Raw genomic sequence first — 24,910 nt, 5'->3', positions numbered from 1 at the left:
CCGTGCGGGAGCGCACGCTCGCCAGCGGTGTCTCAGACGCTTCACCGATCCGCGCCACGTGCCCTTGCCGTCGGACGCTCTGGTGCCGCTCGACAGGCCGTGGATCGGTGGAGCGAGACTGAGCTGAGCCCGGTCCCTGCCTTCCGCTCAGCCCCGCGCATCAGGGCCTGTTGTAGGCCCACAAACTCGCGCCGGACAACCCCTGCTACACGACGGCCAACGTCGTCGAACTGGCCGTCCCGGTCGTACGGGTCGCCGGCGAAAGGGCCGCGAGGTTCACTGGGCGCGGACCTCGCGGCCAAATGCTTCTGGTCGCGGACCCGGCGCTGCTGCGGCTCCCCGACGATCGATGCCGGTGGCACCACGCGGTGCACAACCCGTTCGTGGGACTGCCTTCCGATTCGGCTCCAATCAGACCGCACTCCACCCACCATCGACCACAAACTCCGCTCCGGTGCAATAACTCGCCTCATCCGATGCCAGGAAAACGACCAGGTGACTCACCTCTACCGACTCGGCGAACCTGTTCAAAGGGGCTCCCGACTCTTGACCGGCTGCCCACTTGGCTGTCATGGGCGTGCGGATTGGCCCCGGGTGAACCGAGTTGACCCGGATTCCGTCGCCAGCCAGCTCCGCTGCGGCTGCCTTGCTCATCCCCCGCACCGCAAACTTCGAGGCACAGTAGGCGACCGCGTTCGCTCCGCCCACGATGCCAGCAGACGAGGAGATGTTGACGATGGAGCCGCCGCCCGCGCGGCGCAAGCTGCCCAGCACCGCCTTCATGCCCAAGAACACCGACACCTGATTGATGTCGATGGTTCGGCGGTATGACTCCTCCGTCACCTCGTCGATTGGCGCTGTGCCGCCGATGCCGGCGTTGTTGACCAGCACGCTGACGGGGCCGAACCTCGCCTCAGCCGTTGCGACCACCTCGTCCCACCGGGCACCATCGGTCACATCGTGCGGCACGAACACGGCGTCCTCACCCAGTTCCGCGGCCACGGCCAGACCCTCCGCCTCCAGCACGTCGGTCAGTACGACCTTGGCGCCTTCCTTGACGAACTGGCGGGCATGTTCAGCTCCCATGCCCCGAGCCGCGCCTGTGACGATCGCGACCTTTCCGGTCAGACGACCCACACCGATCACATCCTTTCGATCAACATCCGATTCGTTGGCAACACCACGCACCGCGCGGTCAGATCGCGCTGCGGCCGCCGTCGACGATGAACTCCGCACCTGTGCAGTAGCTCGACTCGTCTGAGGCCAGGAACACCACCATGTGGCTGAGCTCGGCAGGCTCCCCGAAGCGCTGCAAGGGGGTGCCTGCCGCGACCTCCGGGGTTAGGAAAGCATCGGTCATGGCTGTGCGGACGAGCCCGGGATGCACCGAGTTGACCCGGATCCCGTCACCGGCCAGCTCTGCGGCGGCGGCCTTGCTCATCCCCCGGACCGCGAACTTCGAGGCGCAGTAGGCCATGCCGTTCGGTGCGCCGTAGAGCCCCGCGGTGGAGGAGATGTTGACGATCGAGCCGCCAGCGGCGCGGCGCATGCTCCCGACGACCGCCTTCATCCCCATGAACACCGACACCTGATTGATGTCAATCACCCGCCGATAGTCGGCTTCGGTGATGTCGCCGAGCGGAGCCGCGTGACCGATGCCGGCGTTGTTGACCAGCACGTTCACCGGGCCGAACGCGTCCTCGGCGGCTTCCACGACCTCGCCCCACCGAGCACCATTGGTCACGTCCTGCTCTAGGAACAGGGCGTTGTCCCCCAACTCCGCGGCAACCGCCGCGCCCTCCCCCAAGACATCGGTGAGGACGACCCGCGCGCCTTCCTTCACGAACTGACGGGCATGCTCGGCGCCCATACCTCGAGCCGCGCCCGTGACGATGGCAACCTTCCCAGCCAGACGGCTCACCGCATACTCCCTTTCTCAGCGGGCCGATCCGTGGCGGCCGGCCCTCTTCTCAGACGGCGCTGCGCCCGCCGTCGACGATGAACTCGGCGCCGGTGCAGTAGCTCGACTCGTCGGACGCCAGGAAGACCACCAGGCGACTCACCTCGGCCGGGTTTGCAAAGCGCCGCAGGAGACTGCCGGCCTCCACTGAGCTATTGGTGGCGCCCGCAGTCATATCGGTGGCGACGAAGCCTGGGTGAACGGAGTTCACGCGAATGCCGTCCCCGGCAAGCTCGGCCGCAGCCGCCTTGCTCATCCCCCGGACCGCGAACTTCGACGCGTTGTACGCGATGCCGTTCGCTGACCCGATCAGCCCAGCTGTGGACGAGGTGTTGACGATCGAGCCACCACCGGCGCGGCGCATGCTCCCGACGACCGCCTTCATCCCCAAGAACACCGACACCTGGTTGACGTCGATCACGCGCCTGTACGCGGACTCGGTCATGTCGCCGAGCGGACTCCAGTAGCCGACGCCCGCGTTGTTCACCAGCACGTTCACCGGCCCGAAAGCCTCCTCGGCCGTCGCGACCACCTGAACCCAACGCACCTCGTCGGTCACGTTGTGGGTCAGGAAGACAGCCTTCGCGCCCAGCTCGTCGGCCAAGGCAGCGCCTTCGGTCTCCAGCAGGTCGGTCAGGACAACCCGAGCGCCCTCCATCACGAAGCGACGAGCATGCTCAGCCTCCAGTCCGCGAGCTGCGCCCGTGACGATCGCGACCTTCCCAGCCAGACGGCCCACACCCATCACCTAGGCGATCTGGCCGTCCAGAGCCCGTTGGGCGACGTGTTCACGGTGCTGAGTGGCCGAACCCAGAAGCGCGGCGTCGGTGACGGCGCGCTTGTAGTAGAGGTGAGCCTGGTACTCCCAGGTGAAGCCGATGCCGCCATGGAGCTGAATCGCGGCGGCCGCGACCTCCTGGTATGCATCAGAGCACACTGTCTTGGCAAGGCTCGATGCCAGTCGCGCGTCGTCGAGCCCATACTCAATGGCCCAGGCGGCGTGGTAGGCGACCGAGCGGGCGTGCTCGACCCGCACGAGCATGTCTGCGCACCGGTGCTTGACCGCCTGGAACGAGCCGATCGGGCGCCCGAACTGCAAGCGCGTGCGCGCGTAGTCAACAGTGAGGTCGAGCAGGTGCTGGGCTCCGCCCAGCTGCTCGGCGGCCAAGAGCACCGCTGCGGTTCGGAACGCTGCCTCGATCACCTCGGGAGCCTCCTGCGCTCCGGCGAGCAGAGTGGCGGGTGCGCCCTGTAACCGGACGACCGCCTGGCGCCTGGTGAGATCCATGGTCGACATCGCATCCCTGGTCAGGCCCGAGGCGTCGGCCGCGACCCAGAACAGGGCGATCCCGTCCTTCACTCGAGCAGCTACCAGAAGGATGTCAGCGGCGAGTGCGTCGACGACGTGGCTCACCTGGCCGTCCAGGACCCACTCCTGTCCCGACTCCGTCGCCTCGACGGTGATGGCTGAGTGGTCGAAGGCCCCGGCGCGGTCGGGGATCGCGAACGCCGCCGAGGTCGCGCCTTCGACCAAGGACGGGATCAACTCGGCCGCGTTCGGCTTGTCGCGCAACGCGACCAGGGCAGGTAGCGCGAGCGCTACGGTCCCGAGCACGGGTCCCGGCACCAGTGCGGCGCCGAGTTCCTCGACCGCCACGGCCTGGGTGACTAGACCGGCGGCAGATCCTCCGAATTCCTCCGGCACATTCAGGCCGAGGACGCCGAGTTCTGCTCCGAGCCGTGACCAGACCGATGGGTCGAAGCCCGCCGGGCTCGCCATCCACTCCCGGACCTTGGACTCGGGCATCACGTCAACGCAGAACCTGCGAATCGCGTCCCTGAGTTCGCCTTGCTCGGCCGAGAATACGAACTCGCGCTCGAGACCGGACTCCTGCTCGTGGTGCACTGTCATTGAAAGGTTCCTCCGTCTACCACAACTCGCTGATCGGTGATGTAGCTGGCGCCCGGGCCGACCAGATAGAGCACCGCCGCGGCGATGTCTTCCGGCTGGCAGACATGTCCGTAGGGCGACGCAGCGGCCAGCGCCTCAAGATCCGTCACGCCAGCACGCGCACGCATCAAGCGCGCACCCATCTCCGTCGCCACCAGCCCCGGGGCCACGATGTTCACGTGCATTCCGCTAGCACGCTCTTCTCGCGCCAACGTGCGGGCCAGAGCCTCCACTGCAGCCTTGCCCATGTTGTAGGGCGCACCGCCTTTGGGAAACACGCTGGACGCCGCGCTCGAGATGAAGACGACATCGGACCGTGGCGCCTTGCGCAGGTGCGGAATCGCCGCCTGAACCAGATGGTGGGGCCCGATGGCATGGATCTTGACCACCCGCTCGAGCTCGGCCGGGTCCGTGTCGGCGACACGGTTCCCGCGGCTTGCGATGCCACCGTTGCTCACCAAGATGTCGAGGCCCCCGAGGTCTTGAACTACCTGGCCGACCACTGCTCGGTTGTCCTCCACGGACTCGACCGCACCCCGATAGGCGAACGCACGACGCCCGATCGCCGCGACCTCGGCCGCGCAGGCGAGGGCAGACTCTGCATCGCGCACGTAGGTCAGGCCAACGTCTGCACCGGCGGAGGCAAGCGCCAGCACAACTGATCGCCCAATGCCACGGCCCCCTCCGGTCACAAGGGCAGTGCGGCCCGCGAGGGGCAACGAGCTTGATTCAGGCACGTCTTGCCTCCGTCCACGTTCCGAGCGGCAGCACTCGACGCGGGCTGTGGGCGAAGATCAACTTGTGCGCGGCAGCCATGAGTCGCATGACATCCGGCGCCGGACCCGGCCTTGCTGCAGCGGTGGTCGTCGGCTCAGCCACGGGGGATGTCTCGCCACGGGCCGGTGTCGGCGCGGATGTCCCCGGGAAGGCCGAGCACCCGTTCGCCGAGGATGTTGCGAAGGACCTCCGAGGTCCCGCCTTCGATGGTTTGTGCCCGCGAGCGGAGGAGTCGTTGCTGCACCCAGCCCTCGGTGTCTTCCGGCTCGCGCGGACGGTCCACGTCCCACGAGCCGTACAAGGTGCCGTCGAGGCCGATCAGCTCGACGCTGAACTCGTAGATCTCCTGAGCCAGCTCAGCTGCCACCAGTTTCGCGATCGCGCTCTCGGAGCCGGGTGACCCAGTGCTCGCTGCCACAGCGCCACGACTGGCGGTGAGGCGGTGAGCTTCGGCGCGCGCCCACAGACCGGCCAGCCGATCCCGCAGAACGGGTGTCTGGAGGTCAGGGTGCTGTGCCCACAGCCGAAGCGCCTCGCCGATCGCCCCCGAGCCACGCGCGGGAGCGTTGCCGCCGATCGCCGTGCGCTCGTTCATGAGTGTGGTGATCGCGACCTTCCAGCCATCCCCGACCGCGCCGAGCCGGTGGCTGTCAGGAATCTTCACGTCGGTCAGGTAGACCTCGTTGAACTGCGCCTGACCAGTCATTTGTCGTAGCGGGCGTACCTCAACTCCAGGGTCCTTCATGTCCACGACGAAATAGGACAGACCTCGGTGCTTGGGGGCGTCCGGATCGGTGCGGGCCAACAGCAGTGCCCACCGTGCTTTGTGGGCAAGGGTGGTCCAGACCTTCTGTCCGTTGGCCACCCAGGTGTCGCCGTCGAGTCGGGCTGAGGTGGCGAGGCCAGCCAGATCCGAGCCGGCTCCGGGCTCGCTGAAGAGCTGGCACCACATCTCCTCACCCGTGAACAGCGGTCGCAACAATGTGGCGGCAAGCCCCTCTGAGGCGTGCTCGACGATGGTCGGTGCCGCCATTCCGTGGCCGATGGGATTTTTGCGGAAGATCTCCGGGCCGCCGGCGTCCAGGAGCACCTGGTCGGCCACAGCCTGAAGGCCACGAGATACCGCCATACCACCCAGTCCGACCGGAAAGTGAACCCATGCCAAACCGGCGTCAAACCATGCCCCGTAAAGCTCATCGTCTGGCGTGGACCGAGGATCGTGTTCGGTGACCACCCGGCGCGCGACCTTGAGGACGAGTTGCTCGTCTGCTTCGACCTGCACCTCAGTTGTCATTGCTTCCTCCTCCATGTCCGACGGCGCGGATTCCGATGAAGGACCGGGCGTCGCCGTACGTCATAACTCGTTCTAGTAGGCATTCGGGACCTCCGGCCATTGGGGCACGAACTCGGGGAACTCCTCGCTCACGCGCATCTGGAAGTTCGCCGGCCTCTTCTCCAGGAAGGCCACGACGCCCTCGGCTGCGTCGCCGCCACCTCCGAGTCGATTGATCCCCTTCGAGTCAAGTGCGTGTGCCGCCCACGGCGAGCCATTCGGTCCGAGCATTGCCCAGAGCATGTGGCGTGACACCGCAACCGAGACAGCCGAGGTGTTCTCGGCGATCTCGGTCGCGATGGCGCGGGCGGTGGGGAGCAACTCCTCGTCCGGGACGACACGCGAGACCAGACGCCCCCGCAGTGCTTCTTCGGCGTCGAACACGCGCCCAGTGGCCACCCACTCCATGGCTTGGGAGATCCCGACGACTCGTGGGAGGAACCAGCTCGACGCCGCCTCGGGAACCAGCCCGCGACGAGCAAACACCAGTCCGAACCTCGCTGAGGCGGCGGCGATGCGGATGTCCATCGGCAAGGTCATCGTGACGCCAACACCGACCGCCGGGCCGTTGAAGGCCGCGATGACGGGCTTGCGCGAGGCAGCAACCCGTAGCGACACCAATCCCCCGCCGTCGCGAGCAACGCCGTCGACCTCTCCGACCTTTCGACGAATGGCGCTCGCCTGCTCGTCGGTGGCCTCGTAGTTGAACGTCTCACTGCCTGCGCTGAGGTCAGCACCGGCACAGAAGCCCCGGCCTGCACCGGTGACGATGACCGCCCGCACCTCGTCGTCGGCATCGGTTCGGTCGAACGCGGCAATCAGGTCGGCGCGCATGATGCTGGTGAACGCGTTGAGACGTTCGGGCCGGTCGAGAGTGATCGTGGCGATCCGGTCGGAAATCTCAAGCGAGATGTGTTCGTAGTCGCTCACGTCGTCGCCCATCTACCGGTGAAGACCGGCTCCGTCTTCTCCATGAACGCCTTGGCTGCGGCCGGCGAATCCTCGGTGGCGAAGTTGACGCACTGCACGGTCGCCTCGCTTGCCAGCGCTTGCCGGTGCGTCTGCGTCGAAGCTGTGTTCAAGAGCGCCTTCGTCTGTGCCAGCGCAACGGGCGGGCCATCGGCGAGCCTGCTTGCCGTCAGGGCGACGAACTCGTCGATCTTCTCCGGCGCCTCGATCCAAGTGACAAGGCCGAGGGCGAGTGCCTCATCGGCACCGACGAAGTCGGCGAGAAGCGCGATCCGCTTGGCCTGTTGGAGACCAACAAGCCGCGGAAGCAGCCACGAGCCTCCGAAGTCCAGCGACAAGCCGCGCCGAGCGAAGATCTGTGAGAAGCGAGCATCCGGGGTCGCTACCACGAGGTCGCAGCTAAGGGCAATGTTCCAGCCCGCGCCGACCGCAACGCCCTCGACCTTCGCGATCACAGGCTTCGGCAACTCGACAAGCGTGGCAGCGATGTCGCCGATCCACTCCATGCGCTTGACCGGGTGCCGCGTGGCACGGCCACCGTGCCCCAGGTCTGCGCCAGCGCAGAAGTTGCCGCCAGCCCCGCCGATCACTACGACCCGGATCGAGTCGTCGTCGCGGACCTCCTCCAGTGCACCTTTGAGGGCAGTCCAGGCATCGACATCCATCGCGTTCTTGCGATGCGGTCGATTCAGCGTGATGCTCGCCACCGCACCATCTCGCGACAGAAGAACGGGAGCCGCCTCCGAGGCAGCGTCAGAGTCCTTGCGGCTTGCCGTCACAGGCCTCCACCTTTCCGCACCGCGCGCCCCGGCCTCCATCGGCTGGCAACCTCACGTCGAGCCATCATCGAACATTCGATAAGCTAGTGGACCGTGACGCTCCCCACAAGGGCACAGTTACGACCATGTTTCCCGCCCGAGCTCGAACAACCAACTGCGTCGAGCGAGTTAGAGGCGTCTGCACCGCTCGGTGAGGTGTAAGATCGCCGCTCGATAGGTCTTGTCGAACGTTCGCACGACGGTTCGCCTCGCGGCGGGCCGCATCTGGGAGTGATATGTCTAAGCCACAGCCGGCCGCACAGTCGGCTCCGTTGACAGACGGTCACGCGTCGATTCTTGAAGCAGCCAGCGCCGAGTTCGCTTCGCGCGGTTACGGATCGACCTCGATTCGCGACATCGCGCGCCACGCAGGGCTGAGCCTGTCCGCGCTGTACTACTACTACCCCAGCAAGCAGCACCTGTTCGCCGCGATCCTGGACGAGGCCAACGAATCCTACTTCAGAGCCTGCGCAGAGAACCTTGAACAGGTCGGCGACGACGTCGCCGAGCAGCTTGAGGCCTTGGTAGCCGCTTCCGTGCGGTATCGGATCAATCATCCTGTCAAGAGCAGCATCCTGCTCAACGAGGCCCGCAACCTGGATCCGGAGCACGTTGAGCAGTTCCGCGTGAACGCGGACCGTGCGACACGCCAGTTCCGCGATGTCATCGAGCAGGGGATCGAAGAGGGCAAGTTCCAGACCCCATACCCCGATGACGCACGGCGAGCAATCATCGCGATGTGCAACGCAGTTGCCGAGTGGTACCAGGCCTCCGGCGATCTATCCGAGGACAACCTGGTGGAGCGGTACGTCGCCATCGCACTGACGATCGTGGAGTATCGCCCGCGGGCACCTCGGCGTTCGGCCAAGCCGGCTGCGGCCTCCGTCGCAGATCACGGGACGCGCAGGCCGGCGCGCCGGCGGCGGTCTGCCGATCCCGAGAGCGCCGCGGGCACGGCCTAGTCGGGCCTGCGCCCCCGGCGCCCACCCAAACGGGTCTACCCCCTGCCTGGCTCCCTGCCTGCCTAGTTTGGCGAGGGCAGCCAGCCAGGGCCAAGTTCGCGTACTACCTTCAGCGCGACCACCGGTATCTCCCGGTCAGTCCGTGTCTGGTACAGCGCATAGCTCCTATTGGAAGCACACAGGTGATCCCACAGGCGTGCCCGTTCCTCGCCCTGCACAAGTCGCCAGGTGCCCGCAAACCGCTTATGACGGATCTGGAACTCCACCTCGGGCCGGCTGATCAGGTTCCGATACCAGTCCGGATGCTGCGCCGCGCCTGCTTTCGACGCGACGAGCAGGTGCTCGTCGACCCAAGGCGTGTACAAGAGCGGGACGAGACGCTCCTGGGATGTTCGACGGCCCAAGGTGCGCAAGAGGAGGTGGAGGGCGACAGGACTTCCGTCGAGCTCGGTCAGGTCCAGGACGTACCCGACTTCGCCATCTGTGGCGACGTAGTCATGGAGGTGCTGGCGGATCTGGTCGCCGCGTGTGATCGGCGAGGTCTCGGCACCTGTCACGTTGTTCCCTTCCGTCCCATTCGCGACGTCGACCTCAGAGCCCGATCGACTTGGAGATGATCGACTTCATGACCTCGTTCGTGCCGCCGAAGATGCGTGACACACGGGTGTCGGCGTAGAGGCGGGCGATGGGGAACTCGGTGATGTAGCCGTATCCACCGTGGAGCTGGAGGCACTTGTCGACCACTCGGCTGGCGGCCTCGGTACAGAACAACTTGGCTTCTGCGGCGAAGGCAGGCGTCAATTCGCCCCGATCATGCAGCTCCAGCGCGCGGTCAGCGAACAGCTGGGCGGCATCGGTCTCGGTCGCGCATTCGGCGAGCACGAACTTGGTGTTCTGGAAGGAGGTCAGCGGCTTTCCGAACACGAGGCGGTCCTTGGCGTAGGCGGTCCCGAACCGCAGCGCCGCCGCGGCCGCGGCCGCGGCCTCAAGGGCGACCGCTAGGCGCTCCTGGGCGAGGTTGTGGGAGAGGTAGGAGAAGCCCTCGCCTTCCTTGCCGAGAAGGTTGTCGACTGGGACCTTGACATCGACGAACGACAGTTCAGCGGTGTCGGATGCCTTCCGGCCGATCTTGTCGAGCTTCCGCCCGACCGAGAAGCCGTCCGAGGCCGTCTCGACGCAGAGGATGGAGAGCCCCGCGCGCCGATTGTCGGACTCGGGCGAGGACGTCCGGGCAACGACGAGGATCAGGTCCGCCAGCGCTCCCCCGGTAATGAACGTCTTCGCACCATTGAGCACGTAGTGCGAGCCATCATCGGACAGCACGGCCTTGGTCTGGATTCCCGCGAGATCTGATCCGGTGCCGGGCTCGGTCATAGCGAGCGCGGTCATGATGTCGCCGGTTGCGAAGGCCGGGAGCCACCGCTTCTTCTGCTCGTCGGTCCCGAACTTGGTGAGGTAGGGCAAGATGAGGTGGGTGTGGACCGAGTAGTTGCCGAAGGTCACGCCGGCACGAGCGGTCTCTTCCATCACGATCGCGGCGAACTTGAAACTCTGCTCTCCACCGCCGCCGTGCTCTTCCGGCACCTGGACTCCGAGTACGCCGAGTTCGCCGAGGCGTCGGTAGAAGTCGCGGGGTGGATGTCCCTGCTCTTCCCAGTCATGGAAGACGTCCACGACCTCCTTCTCGATGAACTCCCGCAGCATCTTGCGGAAGGCGTCATGCTCGGCGTTGAACTCCGCGAGCCGCATGGCCGATCCTCACTCCTGGGTTTTTCCGTCGTTGTCCGTGGCCAGAAGGCGGCGGAACAATGGGTCGTCGAACGATCGATAAGTCTAGCCGCGCGTCGTCGTTTGTCTATCCCGCGGACGATCGGCCTGGGATTTTTTGGGACTAGGCGAGGTCGGCGAGGAGGTCTGCGAGCTTGGTTCGGGCCGACGCTTCGAGGTTCGAGCGGGTGTACTCGGGAAAGACTTCGTCGGAGCCGGAGTAGCCCTTGAGTACCTGGCGCGCGAGGGTGACCTTGTGAACCTCGGTGGGGCCATCGGCCAGACCCATGAGGTAGGACTCGATGACGTTGCGTGCCAGGGGCAGCTCGTCGGTGGTTCCCAGGGATCCATGGATCTGGAGGGCGCGCGAGGCGACGTCGTGGAGGACGCGCGGCATCGCCGCCTTCACGGCTGCGATCTCACCTCGGACAGCCTCGTAGTCGCCCAGCTTGTCGATGCGCCAGGCGGTCCGCAAGACGAGGAGCCGGAATTGCTCGAGGTCGATCCAGGAGTCGGCGATGGCCTGCTGGACGAGCTGGAACTCCGCGAGCCGTCGGCTGCGGGTCGAGCGCGACAGCGCCCTTTCGCACATCATGTCGAAGGCCTGACGCGCTGCGCCGATGGTTCTCATCGCGTGGTGGATCCGGCCGCCGCCTAGACGCTCTTGGGCGATCCGGAAAGCGGCGCCCCGCTCGCCGAGAAGGCTCTCTGGAGGAAGCGTCAGGTTGTTGAAGCGTAGGTGTGCGTGGGTGCCGTACTCCTCCGGCTGGCCGGTGCTTGCGTAGTTGCGCAGAATCTCCAGTCCAGGGGTTCCGCGAGGGATCAGGAACATCGAGGAGCGCTGGTGAGGGGCTGCGTCGGGCTCGGTGACGACCGCGGCGATGATGAAGGCGGCGTGACGTGCGTTGGAGGCGAACCATTTCTCGCCGTTGAGGTGCCAGCTTCCGTCGACGAGCTTGGCAGTCGACTTGATGGCGGTCGTCGGATCGGCCCCTCCTGTCGGTTCGGTCAGCGAGAAGCAGCTGTAGACGTCTCCGGCGATGAGCGGCTCGAGATACTTCGCCTTCTGTTCCTTGGTCCCGAACATCGCCAAGATTTCGGAGTTGCCCGAGTCCGGTGCCTGGCAGCCGAAGATCGTCGGGGCGCATCGAGAAGCGCCGAGCACCTCGTTGAGCAGGGCGAGCTTCACCTGGCCGTAGCCCTGGCCGCCCTGCTCGGGCTTCAGGTGGCAGGCCCACAGCCCTCTGGACTTGACCTCCGCCTGAAGGGGGGGAATCAGCCTCTGCCGGAGGGGGTCCTCGGTGTCGGTGGGATGGCCAACGAGAGCATCAACCGGCTCGACCTTCTCCTTGACGAAGTCCTTGACCCAGTCGAGTTCAGCCTGGAAGTCGGGGTCGGTCTCGAAGTCCCACATGTACATGTCCTTCCGTGAGCGCCTGACGGCGCGATGAGCGCCGCCCCAGGTGCGGGGCGGCGCGAACGTGCCGGTGTCCTCAGCGTCCTGTGGTTGGCGCCAGGATCGCCGTGCCGTAGGCGAACGGCGTGCTCGCGCACAGTGCCAGCGGACGTTGGAGGTCCCCTGCCTCGATCAGCCGAGCGAGGCCGATGCCGATATCGACGGAGCCAACGTGTCCCGAGTCGGTACCGGTCACCACGACATCGTCGGGAGTCAACCCGGCACTCTCCGCGACGGTGGGCAGAAAGCCCGGCGACGTCTGGTTGCAGACGACCAACTCGGGGATGAGGTCGGTCCCGCGCTGCGCGGCCGCGAACGCCTCCTGGTAGCCCGCGACGTAGACCTCGCGGACGTGCGCCGGCGGGACATCGCCCCATCGCCGGCTGTTGCTATCGCCTGGTGGCACGATCGGATTGCGGGTGCCGCCGTACTCAACGCGCACAAGCCCATTGAACTCGGCGTGGCTGGCGAACCCTGTCGATGCGACAGTCCAGTAAGCAGGCGCGTCAACACCGACACCGACCACGATGGCAGACCCCCCGTCGCCATAACCCCAGAGGTGGGGATTGGTCGCATCGGAGCGGTCGATCGTGCCGCTCAGCCTCTCCCCCGCCACGATCGCGGCGTACCCGCCACCTTGGGCTGCAAGCCACCCCTCGATCATCGATAGCGCCGTCAGCGTCGCCAAACAGCCACAGGAGATGTCGATCGGCAGACAACTGCTCGCGGCCTGCTGCAGGCGCATCACCTCAGCGGACACCGACCAGGACCCAAGATACTCGCGCGACATCCCGGTCGAGATCACAGCCTTGAGGTCCGCGCTAGTGATTCCCGCGGACTTGAGGGCGACGTCGAGCGCGCCCGATGCAAGAGTGGCCGGATGGTCGTCCTTGCCGCCGATCCTGACCTGCGGCCACCCCTTGAAGGCGGAGAGGTCGCCGCCAGCCTCTTCGACGAGGCGCCGCACGTCGTGCGGCTTTGGGAGCACGACACCCACGGAATGGACTGCCAATCTGGCCATCGTCACCAGCCTCCTGCCGGGCTGCGGCGGTATCGGAGGGAGTCGGTCGACTGATGTGCGTTACTCACGGGGCACTGACAGCCTCGGCGTCCGCGAGCTTGAGTAGGCTCTGTGCGGCGTCGGCCAGCTGTGTGGAACGGGCGTGAAGCTCCTCGGGAAGCAGGTTCTGCATCGGGTGATCGAGCACCACTGTCGGAACCGGGCGGTCGAGGTCGAAGGCCGCTGAAATGCGATCGGTCTGAGTCCCGAAGGGCTCGGTCAGGACTGCGATACCCGCCGCGCCACGCTGCTGCAAGAGCAGCGAGTCCCGAGCGCTCGAGGCCGAGCAACTGCCGCAGTCGGACACGCCGACCAGGATGAGGCCACCATAGGCGGCGAGTTCGTCGAGCACCTTGTCGGAGAACGGCAGGCTCGCGTTGGTCTTGACCGTGACCTCGTCGCGGACGGCGATGCCTCGTTCGCGGAGGATCTGCTGCGCGCCCTTGATGATCTCCATCGAGTTGGGCTTGAAGTTGTCGCAGAACACGACCTCGCGCTTCTCGGGCGCGACGTTCACCTTGATCGGCGGGGGTGCCGGCCGGGCGATGGGGTTCACAAGGAACTCGCAGCTGATGTCGCCGCAGCTGACGATCTGCTGCTCGGGCAGTGTGTATGTCGCCGTCATCTCACTCAACTCCTCTTGGTCGGGCCTTCAGGCCTCTGTAACGATCTTGGAAGCACCCTTGAGGTCGGCGACCCAGCGCGGGATCATCGCCGAGAACTTGCCGCCTTCCTTGCCAGCCTCCAGGAAGGTCAGTTCGTGCGAGCCGAGGTCTTCACGCATGGGCCCGCGCATGCTGCCCGGGACGACCTTGTAGAGGTCTTCGGGCTTGTGGGGGATGCGGCCGATCCGGGAGAGCTCGTCGGTCGGGCGCACCGCGTGCTCGATCAGGTAACGGTGGGCCTCCTCGCGACTGAAGTCCTTGGCGACGAGCTCCATGTGGTCGGGCGCTAGCACGATGACGTAGCCGCTGGCCTGGTAGTAGAGGCTGGTCGAGCCGTAGTGTGCGAGAGTGTCGGCGATCGTCTCAAGGATGTGTTCGCCGGTTTCCGCGTAGTGGTTGTTGATGCTCACTGGCCCCTCGGTGCTGAACACGGTGGCAGCGGACACGTCGGCAGGTAGGCCCATCTGGGTGTGGAAGCTGGGCCAGGTGGTGACGGGGTGCTCGGCGATGCAGAACGACAGGCGCCCGGGGTGGCCGATCGTGCCGTGCGTCTCGAGCGTGCCGCCCATCCGACCGCAGAACAGCCGGACCAGCTGTGCGAACCGGCCGACGGTGGCGTTGACGCGGTTGTTTGCGCCCAGGGCGTTCGCACGGTGCTCGAAGCCGAGCTCTTCGACGATGGGGCCACTGGCGATCACGGTCATCGACACGCCGCCGGTGGTCACCTCCGCACCGGAGAGGTTGAGCGCCGGTTCCACCAAGGCCTCACCCACGGCGCGGAGGAAGCGGCCGTACTCGGGCTTGCAGCCGGCCATCACGGCTGCGGCCGCGAGGTGCTCACCGCGGATCTCGATGTGCTGGGACTCGATCCGCCCGACCAACTCCGTGGCCGACCAGCCGCATGCCTCAAGCATCTTGTCGACCAGGGAGCCGTAGGGCGGGATGACCGGCAGGCCATCCGACCAGCCTCCCGCGAAGCATGCCTCGATGTCGTCGAGGACTTCCATTCCTGTGGTCATGCGGTCCGTCCCGTCGTCGTGTTTCTGGAGTTGTTCACAGAACCTCTGCTTTGATGTCTTCGTACAGCGCAAGCAGCTTGGGGTAGTAGCGGATGAACTCGACACATGACGGCCCGGTCGCCTCGGGCATCCGCACGTAGGCGAAGTCCGCGATCTCCGGCGCGCCGCCCTTCATGAGGAGCTCCGCGCCGTTGGCGACCGCCTCGTCCACAGCGATGTCGATATCGTTGACCTCGAAGCACACGTGGTGCATCCCCGCCCCATGCTCGTCGAGGAAGTCGGCGAACATGTTGTTCTCACCCGACACCAGCGCGATGATCTCCAACTGCATGTCACCGAGGTAACTCAGCGACACGTCGGTGACGCGCTCGCCGCCGTTGGTAGCGCTCGCTTCCGTGGTGTGGCGGGGCATGCGATACCACTTCTTGACGCCGAGTTGCTTCGTCAGCGCCTCCTCGGTGGCGTCCAGGTCCCGAGTGACCCAAGCAACCTGATTGATCTTCCCCGTGGTGTAGGCCGAAGGCATGAGCGCTCCTCGCTAGGTGTGACCGCCGTCACCCGCTAATCTAACGATCGATCGATCTTCACGCAAGGCTCGGCTAATGCGGAAGCTCGGTTCATTGACAAGCCGCACGGCGCTGTGGTGTCGTGATCATCCAGTTCGCTGAACGATCGATAAGTCTCGTCGAGCATACAACGGCGGGAGCGGCCTGAGCGCACACAGCGCGCCAGGCGCTCCCGCCTTGCTAGTCGGCCTCCAGAAGAAAGTTGGGAACCAAATGCGTACGGATGGGGTGTCGGCCCTGATCTCCGGCGGGGCCTCTGGTCTCGGGTTGGCCACAGCCAAGAGGCTGCACGCCTCTGGGGCACACGTCGTTCTACTCGATCTCCCGTCCTCGGATGGCGAGGCTGTGGCAAAGGAACTGGGCGAGCGCGCCGCTTTCGCCCCCGGCGACGTGTCGGAAGAGGCCGACGTTGCAGCAGCAGTCCAGACCGCAGTGGCAATCGCACCGCTGCGCGCGGTCGTCAACTGCGCCGGCGTGGGCGGCTCAGGACGCACTGTCGGGAAGGACGGTCCCTATCCGTTGGACAAGTTCTACCGGACCATCGCCGTGAACCTGGTCGGCCACTTCAACGTGATCCGACTTGCCGCCGCCGCGATGGGTGACAACGAGCCTCTCGACGGAGACCGAGGCGTGATCATCAACACCGCCTCCGTCGCCGCCTTTGAGGGACAGATCGGGCAGGTGGCGTACTCCGCGTCCAAGGGCGGCATCGTGGGCATGACGCTGCCGATCGCACGCGACCTGGCCAGCCGACAGATCCGGGTGGTCACCATCGCCCCGGGCCTGTTCGACACTCCGCTGTTTGGGCGAGCGCCCCAGGAGATGCGCGATGCGTTGGGTGCCCAGGTGCCCCATCCGTCGCGCTTGGGATACCCCGACGAGTACGCGGCCCTGGCCGCACACATCATTGAGAACCCGATGCTGAACGGCGAGACGATCCGGCTCGACGGAGCCATCCGGATGGCACCGAAATAGGCCTCCAGACTCGTCCGATTAGCACGCGAGCACCTGGAGTACCAAGATGTCTGACACCGTTCTCACCGAGATCATCGACAGCACCGCCATCATCACGCTCAACCGGCCCGACGCCAAGAACGCCGCAAACCGCGCCATGGCAGAGGGAGTCGCGGCAGCCATCGATGAGCTCGACGCCCGCGACGACTTGTCCGTGGGAATCATCACCGGCGCCGGCGGCACCTTCTGCGCCGGAATGGACCTCAAGGGATTCCTCTCCGGCGAGACACCGACGATCGCCGGTCGTGGCTTTCTAGGCCTCACTGACTCCCCGCCGCGCAAGCCGCTCATCGCCGCGGTCGAGGGATACGCCCTGGCAGGTGGCTGCGAAGCCGTCCTCGCCTGCGACCTCGTCGTGGCGGCAGAGAATGCGCAGTTCGGACTCCCCGAGGTCAAGCGGGGCCTCGTCGCCGCAGCTGGCGGACTTCTGCGGCTGCCTGAGCGAGTGCCGTATCAGATCGCGATGGAGCTTGTGTTGACGGGCGCTTTCGTCGACGGGACGCGAGCACACCACTTCGGGCTGGTCAACCACCTCGCTGCGCCAGGTGAGGCGCTCGTGCGCGCCCTTGATCTGGCCAAGGCAATCGCAGCAAACGGCCCGCTAGCGGTCCGAATCAGCAAGGAGGTCATCGTGGGAGCACGCAGCTGGCCACCGGGCGAGGCAAACGAGCGTCAGCGAAGCCTGATCACGCCCGTTTTCTCGTCCCAAGACGCCAAGGAGGGCGCGCGTGCCTTCGCCGAGAAGCGCGCGCCCGAGTGGACGGGGCGCTGATGTCAACCATGGTTGAGCCCCCTGGAGGGCCCTTGACGGGCATGCGTGTACTCGAGCTCGGAGGTATCGGCCCCGGCCCGTTCACAGGAATGGTGCTTGCCGGACTCGGCGCGGAGGTCGTTCGCATCGAAAGGCCAGGAGGGGGCGTGAACCCGGCCGATCTCTGCTTGCTTCGCGGACGAAAGTCGGTGGTTGTGGACCTCAAGCAGCCCGGAGCACCCGAAGCCATGCTCCGGCTAATGGACTCAGTCGACGCGGTCTATGAGGGCTTCCGACCCGGAGTCGCCGAGCGGCTGGGCCTCGGACCTGACGACTGCCTCAGGCGGAACCCCCGCCTGGTGTACGGACGCATGACCGGATGGGGACAAGACGGCCCACTGGCAGACGCGCCCGGACACGACATCAACTACATCGGCCTAACGGGCGCACTCCACGCGATCGGCCCAGCGGACGGCGACCCCGTCCCGCCTCTCAACCTCCTTGGCGACTTCGGCGGGGGTGGCATGTTGCTCGCCCTCGGGATCGTCAGCGCTGTACTTCATGCCCGCGCAACTGGCCAAGGCCAGGTAGTGGATGCCGCCATGACCGACGGCACGGCCATGCTGCTCGGCATGACGCTGGGGATGTACAACGGTGGCACCTGGCGCGACGAACGTGGCGTGAACATCTTCAGCGGATGCGCGCCCTACTACACTACCTACCGCTGCGCCGACGACAACCATGTCGCGGTGGGAGCCATCGAGCCGCAGTTCTACGCCGCCCTCGTGCATGGATTGGGACTGGACGACGAGATCGACCGCACGATCCAGAACGACCGCGAGACTTGGCCCATCACACGCAAGCGATTCTCCGAGGTCTTCTCCCAACGCTCCCGAGACGAGTGGACCGAACACTTCACCGGAACCCAAGCTTGCGTGACACCTGTGCTGTCCATCGGCGAAGCGGCAACCCACGAACACAACGTTGCTCGCGGGACCTTCCTTCACCAAGACGGCAAGGTCTTCCCGACCGCCGCCCCGCGCTTCTCCCACACGACAGCCCAGGCACCCGGCCCCACTCGCCGACCTGGAGCGGACACACGCGAGGTTCTGGCGGCCGCGGGCTTCAGCGACGACGAGCTGAACAATCTCGTCGACCACGGAGTCATCGCTTGGCCGTAGCGAGCTCGCGCCGAGAACCCGATGCCCCATGCGCATAGGAATGATGCTCGACTACAGCGGGGGCTTCCTCGAAACGGTCGAGCTACTCGCCGACTACGAAAAGGCCGGGCTGGACATCGTCTTCGTGCCGGAGGCCTACTCCTTCGACGCGGTCAGCCAGCTCGGCTACATTGCTGCTCGCACGCACCATGTCGAGATCGCCGCAGGCATCCTGCCGGTGTTCACGCGGACGCCAAGCCTGCTCGCCATGACTGCAGCAGGGCTCGACTACGTCTCCGGCGGGCGTTTCACGCTGGGCATCGGCGCATCCGGGCCACAGGTCATGGAAGGTTTCCATGGCATCCCGTACGACGCTCCCCTGGGCCGGATGCGCGAGGCGATACAGATCTGTCGACAGGTGTGGCGTCGCGAGCGGCTGGTTCACGAGGGCAAGTACTATACGCTACCCCTCTCTCCGGACGCCGGCACTGGGTTGGGCAAGCCCCTCAAACTCATCAACCAACCCATGAGAGAGCGGATCCCGATCATGGTGGCCGCCATCGGGCCAAAGAGTGTAGAGATGACCGCGGAGCTCGCCGAGGGCTGGCTCCCGGTTCTCTTCCACCCCGAGAAGTCCCCCGCACTATGGAGAAGCCCGCTAGAGCGAGGAAGAACAAGGCGCAGCGCCGCGGTCGGACCGTTAGACATCGTCGCGCAGGTACCACTGGCTATCGGCGAGGACGTCGACGGCCTGGTCGACCTCGCGCGCCCCTCGCTCGCCCTATACCTCGGCGGCATGGGAGCGCGCGGGCGCAACTTCTACAACGACCTGGCCCGAAGCTACGGTTACGAAGCCGCGGCCACGGCAATCCAACAGCACTACCTCGCAGGCCGCAAACAGGATGCAGAAGCGGCCGTCCCCACCAGCCTCCTACGCGATATCTCGCTCATAGGTCCCCTGTCCCACGTGAAAGAGCGCCTAGATGCTTACCGGGCAGCCGGCGTCACCACCCTTCAGGTGAAACTGGTCGCCCCTGACCCGGCTCGGCGTCTTGCCGACCTGGAGGCCATCAAGAACACGGTCTCCTAGATGGACCGTATCGACCGGTCGGCGCTTGCCTTCACTGACCCGGCACAGCCGCTGGCGGACGGGCCCGGGGGTCTGCTGCACGGATAGGTGACATCTGATCTGCGTCGATGTGTGTCGACGCTGGAAGGATGTGCACCATGCCGAAGGCGTTTCCCACGGAGTTCCGCGAGGACGTGATCCGGGTCTACCGGGAGTCCGATGCCTCGGTCGCCCAGGTCGCGAAGGACTTCGGCGTCTCGCCGTCGTGCTTGAAGCGCTGGCTCACGATCGACGACCGCAACTCTGCCAACCCGTCGCCGGCTGGCCGTGCTGCGAATGAGTCCGACGCGCTGCGTGAGGCGAACAAGCGGATCAAGCTCCTCGAGCAAGAAGTCGAAGTCCTGCGCCGCGCTGCTGCCTACCTGTCCCAGGCGCACCTGCCGGGAAAATGAGGCTCTTCTGACTGATCCGTGGGTCATCGGCCGGGCAGAGCGGGTCGGTGGCCGCCGAGGTTGAGCATGGCCAGCGCGATGAGGGCGTCGGGTGATCTGAACCCGAAAGCCATGCGGGTGATGAGCCGGATCTTGGTGTTGACCGACTCAACCAGGCCGTTGGACAGGCCGTGCTCGATCGCGGCGAGGATCTCCTCGCGGTGCTTGGCGATTCGCTGCTGGATCTTGACGAAGGACTCGATCCGACATCGTCGAGCCCACGCGGTCCAGCGATCGAGGGCATCAGCTGCTTCCTCGGGCGGCAACCGAAACACGGTGCGCAGGCCCTCCTTGAGGAGGTAGGCGCGGTAGAGCCTCGGGTCGGTCTTCGCGATCCAGGCGAGCTTGGCCTGCTGATTCTCGGTGAGGTTCTCGGGGTTCTTCCACAGCGCGTAACGGGCGTTCTTGAGGGCTCGAGCATGTCCGGTGGACACGACAAGTCGACGACCAGCAGCCCACCCATAGACCTTGGTGTTTCCCGCGCGACGGGCCTGGTTCCAGGCGTCGCGCCGCACGACGTCGAGGGCGTCAGTGGCCCAGCCGACGACGTGGAACGGGTCAGCACACCGCACTGGCTGGGGACATCGCTCGCGGACGACGTTCGCGATCCACTCTGCGCCATCAGCTGTGACGTGGCTGATCTGCGCGCACCGGCCTTCGCCGGAGGCTTCCAGGGTGTCGAAGAACTCCTCCATCGTGGCGCGGTCGCGTCCGGCCTTGGCCCATACGAGTCGGCCGGTGTCGTGATCGACCACGACGGTCAGGTACTTGTGCTTGCGCTTGTAGGAGATCTCGTCGATCCCGATGCGCCGCAGCCCGGCGAACGCATCGATCCCTTCGGCGGTGTCGGCCCAGACGCGGGTGATGATCGCCCCGACGGTGCGCCACGCGATCCGCATCAGTTGGGTGATCGCGGACTTCGAGCACTGGGTCGCCAGCCACGCGACCTGCTGGTCGAACGCGAGCGTGTGGCCGGCGGCGTGACGGGCCCACGGCACCTGACGCACGGTGGGCCCGTGCTTCGGGCAACTCACCCGGGGTGCGTCTGCCTCGAGGAACACCTCGATGGTGCCGAGGTCCAGGCCGCGCCAGCGCCGACGCCCTTCGCCGGGGTCGTACCAGGCTGCCCTCGTCCCGCACCGCCCGCAGCGGCCGCGGCCGGCTCGTCGTGGTCGCACATGCGCGACGACTACCTCGCCTACTTCGTCGAACTCGATGTCCTCGATGACGGCGTCCTCGACGCCCAAGAGGCCGCGCCATAGGCTGGCATTTCGCACGCCGTTCTCCGCTCTGCAGTTTCGGTTCTAGACAAGCCAGAAACCTAGAGCGGAGAACGGCGTGTGGCCGTTCAGGCGCGATCAACCACCCACGGAAGTGTCACAAGAGCCGAAAATACCCGCTCGTCCGCGAGCTGGCCGCCGACGGGATTCCTGTCGCGGTGACGTGCCGGGTCCTGAGAATCGCTCGTCAGCCCTACTACCGCTGGCTCGCGAACCCGGTCACTGACGCCGACCTGACGGCGGCCTACCGTGCCAACGCGTTGTTCGACGCCCACCGCGACGACCCCGAGTTCGGCTACCGATTCCTGGTCGATGAGGCACGCGATGCCGGCGAGCCGATGGCTGAGCGGACCGCATGGAAGTACTGCTCCGACCTGGGCTGGTGGTCTGCATTCGGGAAGAAACGCGGGCGCAACGGCAAGAAACCGGGACCGCCGGTTCATGACGACCTGGTGGAACGGAACTTCACCGCCGACGCCCCGAACACGCTGTGGCTCTCCGACATCCAATGCCGACGTCGGCATTGCAGGTCCTATGCCGACCTCCGGATTATGCCGACGTTGCTCACGAACGGTTGTGTTGGTGGGGCCTTCGGTGCCGAGCGGTCGGCATAGTCACAGGGACGCGAGCCAGGCGAGGATGTCGGGCTCGGGGCGGTAGATCCCGGGTTCCACGTCGGGTGGCCGAGTTCGGTCGAGGGCCGCTTGTTTGATGGCCATGTCGGCGTGGAGGTAGGCGTCGGTGCTGTGGGTGTCGGCGTGGCCGAGCCACAACGCGATGACGGCGACGTCGACTCCTGCGGCGAGCAGGTTCATCGCTGCGGTGTGCCGCAGGGTGTGCATCGTGACGTGCTTGCCGGCCAGGCCTGGGCAGGCGATCACCGCGGCCGCGACGTGGGTGGCAAGGCGATGCTCGAGCGCGTCGCGGGACAGGGACTGTCCGCGGGGACCGCAGAACAGCGCGGCTCCGGGCCGGGCGGACCGCTCTGTCAGGTAGGCCGTCATCACGCCTACGGTCGCACTGGTCAAGGGGGTGATGCGCTGTCGCCGCCCCTTGCCGGTGCACGTGACGTGAGGACCGGTGCCGAGGTGGACGTCGTCGATCGTGAGGGAGCAGACCTCGCTGATGCGAAGGCCGGTCTGCACGGTCGTGGCCAGCAGAGCGTGATCGCGTCGTCCGGTCCAGGTCGTCCCGTCTGGTGCGGCGAGCAGGGCGACGACTTCGTCAGGGGTGAGGAACTCGATGACCGGTCTGGTTGTGCGTTTGGGTGGGATCGCCAGGACCTGGGTGATCGTCGCTGCGTGTTCGGGATGGTCGGGCAGTGCGCGGCTGAGCACGGCGCGGATCGCGGTCAGGCGGACGTTGCGGGTCTTGGCGCTGTTGCCGCGTTCGTGTTCGAGGTAGTCGAGGAACCCGGTGATGTTCGTCGCGGTGATGGCGTCGAAGTCGATCGCGTCGGCGGTGACCCCGAGTGTCGTGGTCAGGTACTTCAGCAGCATCCGCCACGTGTCGCGGTAGGAGCCGATCGTGTGACTCGACAGGTCCCGCTGGCTGCGGGCGAAGGTCGTGAAGTAGGTCTGCAAACTGGTGGCCAGCGCGTTCATGAGGGTTCTCCTTCAGCGGTGCCGGCGTTGAGTTCGAGGCGACCGGCGGCCAGGGCTATGAGCTCCCCGGTCGCGCTCAGGTACCAGTACGTGTGGGCCGCATCGGAGTGCCCGAGCCAGGTTGCGAGCAGCGACAGCACCCGGTCAGGGTCACCGTCATGGGCGTAGGCCGCGGTCATGTGCGCGGTGGCGAAGGTGTGTCTCAGGTCGTGCAGGCGGGGACGTGCTTTGCCCCGAGGAACGAGACCGGCCGCTTCTCGTACTCGTTTGAACCTCGACTGGAAGGTCACGTAGACGTACCCGGTCCCCTTGGCGGTCACGAAGACCGGACCGTGGGGATCTGGGTTGGTGGCTACGCGGGACGGCAGAGCGATGTACTGCTCCAGGGCCGTGGTTGTCGACGGGTGGATCGGCACCAGCCGTTCAGCAGACTTCGCCGCTTTGATGACCAGCAGGTCGTTGCGGTGGTCGATGTCGTCGACGCACAGGCTCAGCGCTTCCCCGATCCGTAGCCCCGTGGCAGCGAGCAGCCCAATGACAGTTCGGACCGTCGCGGCGATCCGCTCGTCGCTGAACACGGTGTCGCAGGCGGCGAGCAGCGCATCGAGCTCGTCCTGGCTGTAGATGAACGGCACGGCTCGGGGCTTCCGTGCCGGCAACAGTCCGCTCGGGATGACCGGGACATCGACACCGTTCGCGTTCAGGTAGCCGGCGAAGCGCCGCACCAACGCCAGTCGTGTGGACCACCACGAGGGGTGCGCGTCAGGGTTGAGCCGGGCCCAGGCCACGGCCTCATCGACAGTGAAGGTCGCCGTCTGACCGCGGGCTTCGAGCCAGGTGCAGAACAGGCCGACCTGCCGCTCGACGTCCTTGAGCTGGAACCCCAACGCACGGCGCATCGTGAGGTATTCATCAAGCCGATCACGCAATGTTGTGGGGGTCGGCGCCGGCGCTTTCTTCTTCGCGGGGGTGGTCATCGCGGCACTTGGCCGAACGGGACGACCAGTTCGCGTAGCGAGGCGAGGTCGACCTTGGCGTAGGTCATCGTGGTGACGGTGTAGACGTGACCCAACAGTTCTTTGGCTTCCGTCAGCGTGCCGCCTGCGGCCAGAACGCCCATCGCCGCGGTGTGGCGAAGCCGGTGAGCGTAGATGGGTTCCATGCCGGCCAAGGCCGACAGGCGAGCGATGACTCCCGAGATTCCCGAAGTCGTCATCATCTGACGTGGCGCCCGCAGGCGTACGAACACGGCCCGATCCAGGGCGTCCGGTCGGAGCCGCAGCCAGGCTTCCAGGGCCTGTCCCACGTCGACGGGCAGTGGCAGCACGTGCTCGCGGCCCTTGCCGGTGACGCACACGTGTCCGCTGGCCCAGTCGATGTCGTGGAGCATCAGACGGCTGGCTTCGCCGGCCCGGAGTCCAAGCCGGACCAGCATCAAGACGAGTGCACGGTCGCGTGCCCCGATCGCCGTGGCCGGATCACAGACGGCCAGCAACGCCGCGACCTGCTCGGCGGCCACACCCCGCGGAACCGATCGTTTCGTCCCGGGGGGCTTGAGGATCCCAGCGGTCAGGTCGCGGTCAAGGCGGCCGGTGCTCAGCGCCCACCGCAGCAAGCAACGGACCGAGCCCACGATGTGAGCCCGAGCGACGACACCGTAGGGACGGCCACGGTCAACGACGTACGCGTTGACCATCGACGCGCTGAGCTGGTCCCACTGCACCGACCCGTTGGTGTCGGTCACCGTGTCGAGGAGACCGGCCGCGTAGTAGCAGTAGGCCGCGATGGACTTCACGGTCAGCCCGCGCTGGATCTGCATCCACGCGTGCCACTCGGTCACCGCGGCCTGGGCCGGCGTGAGTTGCGCTTCGATGACCTCGGCTGCCCGCAGGTAGCCGGCATCTGTCAGGAACCGGCGCAGTGCACCGATCCAGCGTTTCACCGAGGAGCATGGCCGATCGCGGGAACGTTCCGCTGCCACGAACCGTTCGAGGAGCTCCTCGCTGATTTCACCGACGCCCGCGCCGATCTCCTGCATCCAGGCGCTGAGCCGCTGCGCCAGGTTCACGGCCCCTGCTGTGGAACCCGGCGAGTACCCTTTCGCCCCGAACCACTGCCGACACTCGTCCAGCACCGTCGGTGCCAGTGGACCCGCCGACACTTGCGGGATCCGAACCGGATACGGCCGGGCCGTCGCCGATCTCTTCGTCACGAACCTCACCTCCAGACACTCCGTGT

Annotated in this window: 26 protein-coding genes; 7 read left to right on the top strand and 19 right to left on the bottom strand. The window is 66.2% G+C overall.

Features of this window, described 5'->3' with window-relative positions; genetic code table 11:
- Positions 1 to 411 precede the first annotated feature (411 nt).
- From ACUP6Y_RS10090 to ACUP6Y_RS10055, 8 genes are all read right to left on the bottom strand, one after another.
- A complete protein-coding gene (locus ACUP6Y_RS10090; protein WP_462555863.1) occupies positions 412 to 1,188 on the bottom strand; it encodes a glucose 1-dehydrogenase in 777 nt (258 codons plus the stop codon).
- Between the two features lie 7 nt (positions 1,189 to 1,195).
- Complete coding sequence (locus ACUP6Y_RS10085; RefSeq protein WP_462555861.1) at positions 1,196 to 1,921, bottom strand: glucose 1-dehydrogenase; 726 nt, start codon at positions 1,919 to 1,921, stop codon at positions 1,196 to 1,198.
- Between the two features lie 49 nt (positions 1,922 to 1,970).
- Entirely contained in the window at positions 1,971 to 2,699 is a 729-nt protein-coding gene (locus ACUP6Y_RS10080) for a glucose 1-dehydrogenase (protein ID WP_462555859.1), read from the bottom strand.
- A gap of 9 nt (positions 2,700 to 2,708) precedes the next feature.
- Positions 2,709 to 3,872, bottom strand: coding sequence for an acyl-CoA dehydrogenase family protein (locus tag ACUP6Y_RS10075; RefSeq protein ID WP_462555857.1), 1,164 nt, complete (start codon positions 3,870 to 3,872; stop codon positions 2,709 to 2,711).
- A complete protein-coding gene (locus tag ACUP6Y_RS10070) occupies positions 3,869 to 4,603 on the bottom strand; it encodes an SDR family NAD(P)-dependent oxidoreductase (protein ID WP_462556695.1) in 735 nt (244 codons plus the stop codon). The genes ACUP6Y_RS10075 and ACUP6Y_RS10070 overlap by 4 nt, the downstream gene beginning before the upstream one ends.
- Before the next feature lie 179 nt (positions 4,604 to 4,782).
- On the bottom strand, positions 4,783 to 5,982 hold the full coding sequence (locus ACUP6Y_RS10065; protein WP_462555855.1) for an acyl-CoA dehydrogenase family protein: 1,200 nt from the start codon (positions 5,980 to 5,982) through the stop codon (positions 4,783 to 4,785).
- A 72-nt stretch (positions 5,983 to 6,054) separates the two neighbouring features.
- The gene (locus tag ACUP6Y_RS10060) at positions 6,055 to 6,951 is read right to left on the bottom strand and encodes a crotonase/enoyl-CoA hydratase family protein (protein WP_462555853.1); all 897 of its coding nucleotides are present in this window, start codon (positions 6,949 to 6,951) and stop codon (positions 6,055 to 6,057) included.
- Positions 6,948 to 7,697 carry an enoyl-CoA hydratase/isomerase family protein gene (locus ACUP6Y_RS10055; RefSeq protein ID WP_462555850.1) on the bottom strand — a complete coding sequence of 250 codons (750 nt, stop codon included), beginning with the start codon at positions 7,695 to 7,697 and terminating at the stop codon, positions 6,948 to 6,950. The genes ACUP6Y_RS10060 and ACUP6Y_RS10055 overlap by 4 nt, the downstream gene beginning before the upstream one ends.
- A gap of 383 nt (positions 7,698 to 8,080) precedes the next feature.
- Between ACUP6Y_RS10055 and ACUP6Y_RS10050 the strand changes: the two genes are divergently transcribed.
- Positions 8,081 to 8,770: a TetR family transcriptional regulator gene (locus ACUP6Y_RS10050; protein ID WP_462555848.1), complete on the top strand. Its 690-nt coding sequence runs from the start codon at positions 8,081 to 8,083 to the stop codon at positions 8,768 to 8,770.
- Between the two features lie 62 nt (positions 8,771 to 8,832).
- Here the strand turns inward: ACUP6Y_RS10050 and ACUP6Y_RS10045 are convergent, their stop codons facing one another.
- The 7 genes from ACUP6Y_RS10045 to ACUP6Y_RS10015 form a co-directional block, all read right to left on the bottom strand.
- A complete protein-coding gene (locus tag ACUP6Y_RS10045; protein ID WP_462555846.1) occupies positions 8,833 to 9,327 on the bottom strand; it encodes a nitroreductase family deazaflavin-dependent oxidoreductase in 495 nt (164 codons plus the stop codon).
- 34 nt (positions 9,328 to 9,361) lie between these two features.
- Positions 9,362 to 10,519 carry an acyl-CoA dehydrogenase family protein gene (locus ACUP6Y_RS10040; RefSeq protein ID WP_462555844.1) on the bottom strand — a complete coding sequence of 386 codons (1,158 nt, stop codon included), beginning with the start codon at positions 10,517 to 10,519 and terminating at the stop codon, positions 9,362 to 9,364.
- 142 nt (positions 10,520 to 10,661) lie between these two features.
- Positions 10,662 to 11,951: an acyl-CoA dehydrogenase family protein gene (locus ACUP6Y_RS10035; RefSeq protein ID WP_462555842.1), complete on the bottom strand. Its 1,290-nt coding sequence runs from the start codon at positions 11,949 to 11,951 to the stop codon at positions 10,662 to 10,664.
- A 79-nt stretch (positions 11,952 to 12,030) separates the two neighbouring features.
- Positions 12,031 to 13,014 (bottom strand): hypothetical protein, encoded by a 984-nt coding sequence (locus tag ACUP6Y_RS10030; RefSeq protein ID WP_462556691.1) that lies wholly within the window; start codon positions 13,012 to 13,014, stop codon positions 12,031 to 12,033.
- 64 nt (positions 13,015 to 13,078) lie between these two features.
- Entirely contained in the window at positions 13,079 to 13,678 is a 600-nt protein-coding gene (locus tag ACUP6Y_RS10025; protein ID WP_462555840.1) for a UGSC family (seleno)protein, read from the bottom strand.
- A gap of 27 nt (positions 13,679 to 13,705) precedes the next feature.
- Positions 13,706 to 14,725, bottom strand: a complete 1,020-nt coding sequence (locus ACUP6Y_RS10020) for a hypothetical protein (protein WP_462555838.1) — start codon at positions 14,723 to 14,725, stop codon at positions 13,706 to 13,708.
- 46 nt (positions 14,726 to 14,771) lie between these two features.
- Positions 14,772 to 15,263 (bottom strand): VOC family protein, encoded by a 492-nt coding sequence (locus ACUP6Y_RS10015; protein ID WP_462555836.1) that lies wholly within the window; start codon positions 15,261 to 15,263, stop codon positions 14,772 to 14,774.
- A gap of 253 nt (positions 15,264 to 15,516) precedes the next feature.
- Between ACUP6Y_RS10015 and ACUP6Y_RS10010 the strand changes: the two genes are divergently transcribed.
- The 5 genes from ACUP6Y_RS10010 (at position 15,517) to ACUP6Y_RS09990 (ending at position 19,749) form a co-directional block, all read left to right on the top strand.
- Positions 15,517 to 16,278 carry a 3-hydroxyacyl-CoA dehydrogenase gene (locus ACUP6Y_RS10010; RefSeq protein ID WP_462556688.1) on the top strand — a complete coding sequence of 254 codons (762 nt, stop codon included), beginning with the start codon at positions 15,517 to 15,519 and terminating at the stop codon, positions 16,276 to 16,278.
- 46 nt (positions 16,279 to 16,324) lie between these two features.
- Positions 16,325 to 17,089 carry a crotonase/enoyl-CoA hydratase family protein gene (locus ACUP6Y_RS10005; protein ID WP_462555834.1) on the top strand — a complete coding sequence of 255 codons (765 nt, stop codon included), beginning with the start codon at positions 16,325 to 16,327 and terminating at the stop codon, positions 17,087 to 17,089.
- The gene (locus ACUP6Y_RS10000) at positions 17,089 to 18,249 is read left to right on the top strand and encodes a CaiB/BaiF CoA transferase family protein (protein ID WP_462555832.1); all 1,161 of its coding nucleotides are present in this window, start codon (positions 17,089 to 17,091) and stop codon (positions 18,247 to 18,249) included. The genes ACUP6Y_RS10005 and ACUP6Y_RS10000 overlap by 1 nt, the downstream gene beginning before the upstream one ends.
- A 28-nt stretch (positions 18,250 to 18,277) precedes the next feature.
- Positions 18,278 to 19,318 carry an LLM class F420-dependent oxidoreductase gene (locus tag ACUP6Y_RS09995; protein ID WP_462555830.1) on the top strand — a complete coding sequence of 347 codons (1,041 nt, stop codon included), beginning with the start codon at positions 18,278 to 18,280 and terminating at the stop codon, positions 19,316 to 19,318.
- 128 nt (positions 19,319 to 19,446) lie between these two features.
- Positions 19,447 to 19,749, top strand: a complete 303-nt coding sequence (locus ACUP6Y_RS09990) for a transposase (RefSeq protein WP_462555828.1) — start codon at positions 19,447 to 19,449, stop codon at positions 19,747 to 19,749.
- A gap of 23 nt (positions 19,750 to 19,772) precedes the next feature.
- Here ACUP6Y_RS09990 and ACUP6Y_RS09985 read toward each other — a convergent pair whose 3' ends face one another.
- The gene (locus ACUP6Y_RS09985; RefSeq protein ID WP_462555826.1) at positions 19,773 to 21,065 is read right to left on the bottom strand and encodes an ISL3 family transposase; all 1,293 of its coding nucleotides are present in this window, start codon (positions 21,063 to 21,065) and stop codon (positions 19,773 to 19,775) included.
- Between the two features lie 161 nt (positions 21,066 to 21,226).
- Here ACUP6Y_RS09985 and ACUP6Y_RS09980 point away from each other — a divergent pair, with 161 nt between their 5' ends.
- Positions 21,227 to 21,682, top strand: a complete 456-nt coding sequence (locus tag ACUP6Y_RS09980; protein WP_462556843.1) for a hypothetical protein — start codon at positions 21,227 to 21,229, stop codon at positions 21,680 to 21,682.
- Here the strand turns inward: ACUP6Y_RS09980 and ACUP6Y_RS09975 are convergent, their stop codons facing one another.
- From ACUP6Y_RS09975 to ACUP6Y_RS09965, 3 genes are read right to left on the bottom strand one after another with little or no spacing between them, the layout of a single operon-like run.
- A complete protein-coding gene (locus ACUP6Y_RS09975) occupies positions 21,683 to 22,672 on the bottom strand; it encodes a tyrosine-type recombinase/integrase (protein WP_462555824.1) in 990 nt (329 codons plus the stop codon). It lies immediately after the preceding gene.
- On the bottom strand, positions 22,669 to 23,649 hold the full coding sequence (locus ACUP6Y_RS09970) for a tyrosine-type recombinase/integrase (protein WP_462555822.1): 981 nt from the start codon (positions 23,647 to 23,649) through the stop codon (positions 22,669 to 22,671). The genes ACUP6Y_RS09975 and ACUP6Y_RS09970 overlap by 4 nt, the downstream gene beginning before the upstream one ends.
- Entirely contained in the window at positions 23,646 to 24,740 is a 1,095-nt protein-coding gene (locus tag ACUP6Y_RS09965; protein WP_462555820.1) for a tyrosine-type recombinase/integrase, read from the bottom strand. Before ACUP6Y_RS09965 ends, ACUP6Y_RS09970 begins: the two co-directional genes overlap by 4 nt.
- Positions 24,741 to 24,910: the final 170 nt, after the last annotated feature.

It is taken from the genome of Nocardioides sp. S5-5 (genome assembly GCF_054954065.1).
The sequence above is the reverse complement of the archived record's forward strand: the minus strand, read 5'-3'. Positions and strand labels throughout refer to the sequence as shown.

What these genes read in the sequence shown, in the direction of transcription:
- ACUP6Y_RS10075 (WP_462555857.1), bottom strand. Translation starts at nt 3,872, where the DNA reads ATGACAGTGCACCACGAGCAGGAGTCCGGTCTCGAGCGCGAGTTCGTA.
- ACUP6Y_RS10065 (WP_462555855.1), bottom strand. Translation starts at nt 5,982, where the DNA reads ATGACAACTGAGGTGCAGGTCGAAGCAGACGAGCAACTCGTCCTCAAG.
- ACUP6Y_RS10040 (WP_462555844.1), bottom strand. Translation starts at nt 10,519, where the DNA reads ATGCGGCTCGCGGAGTTCAACGCCGAGCATGACGCCTTCCGCAAGATG.
- ACUP6Y_RS10035 (WP_462555842.1), bottom strand. Translation starts at nt 11,951, where the DNA reads ATGTGGGACTTCGAGACCGACCCCGACTTCCAGGCTGAACTCGACTGG.
- ACUP6Y_RS10030 (WP_462556691.1), bottom strand. Translation starts at nt 13,014, where the DNA reads ATGGCCAGATTGGCAGTCCATTCCGTGGGTGTCGTGCTCCCAAAGCCG.
- ACUP6Y_RS10025 (WP_462555840.1), bottom strand. Translation starts at nt 13,678, where the DNA reads ATGACGGCGACATACACACTGCCCGAGCAGCAGATCGTCAGCTGCGGC.
- ACUP6Y_RS10020 (WP_462555838.1), bottom strand. Translation starts at nt 14,725, where the DNA reads ATGGAAGTCCTCGACGACATCGAGGCATGCTTCGCGGGAGGCTGGTCG.
- ACUP6Y_RS10015 (WP_462555836.1), bottom strand. Translation starts at nt 15,263, where the DNA reads ATGCCTTCGGCCTACACCACGGGGAAGATCAATCAGGTTGCTTGGGTC.
- ACUP6Y_RS10010 (WP_462556688.1), top strand. Translation starts at nt 15,517, where the DNA reads ATGCGTACGGATGGGGTGTCGGCCCTGATCTCCGGCGGGGCCTCTGGT.
- ACUP6Y_RS10005 (WP_462555834.1), top strand. Translation starts at nt 16,325, where the DNA reads ATGTCTGACACCGTTCTCACCGAGATCATCGACAGCACCGCCATCATC.
- ACUP6Y_RS10000 (WP_462555832.1), top strand. Translation starts at nt 17,089, where the DNA reads ATGTCAACCATGGTTGAGCCCCCTGGAGGGCCCTTGACGGGCATGCGT.
- ACUP6Y_RS09995 (WP_462555830.1), top strand. Translation starts at nt 18,278, where the DNA reads ATGCGCATAGGAATGATGCTCGACTACAGCGGGGGCTTCCTCGAAACG.
- ACUP6Y_RS09990 (WP_462555828.1), top strand. Translation starts at nt 19,447, where the DNA reads ATGTGCACCATGCCGAAGGCGTTTCCCACGGAGTTCCGCGAGGACGTG.
- ACUP6Y_RS09975 (WP_462555824.1), bottom strand. Translation starts at nt 22,672, where the DNA reads ATGAACGCGCTGGCCACCAGTTTGCAGACCTACTTCACGACCTTCGCC.
- ACUP6Y_RS09970 (WP_462555822.1), bottom strand. Translation starts at nt 23,649, where the DNA reads ATGACCACCCCCGCGAAGAAGAAAGCGCCGGCGCCGACCCCCACAACA.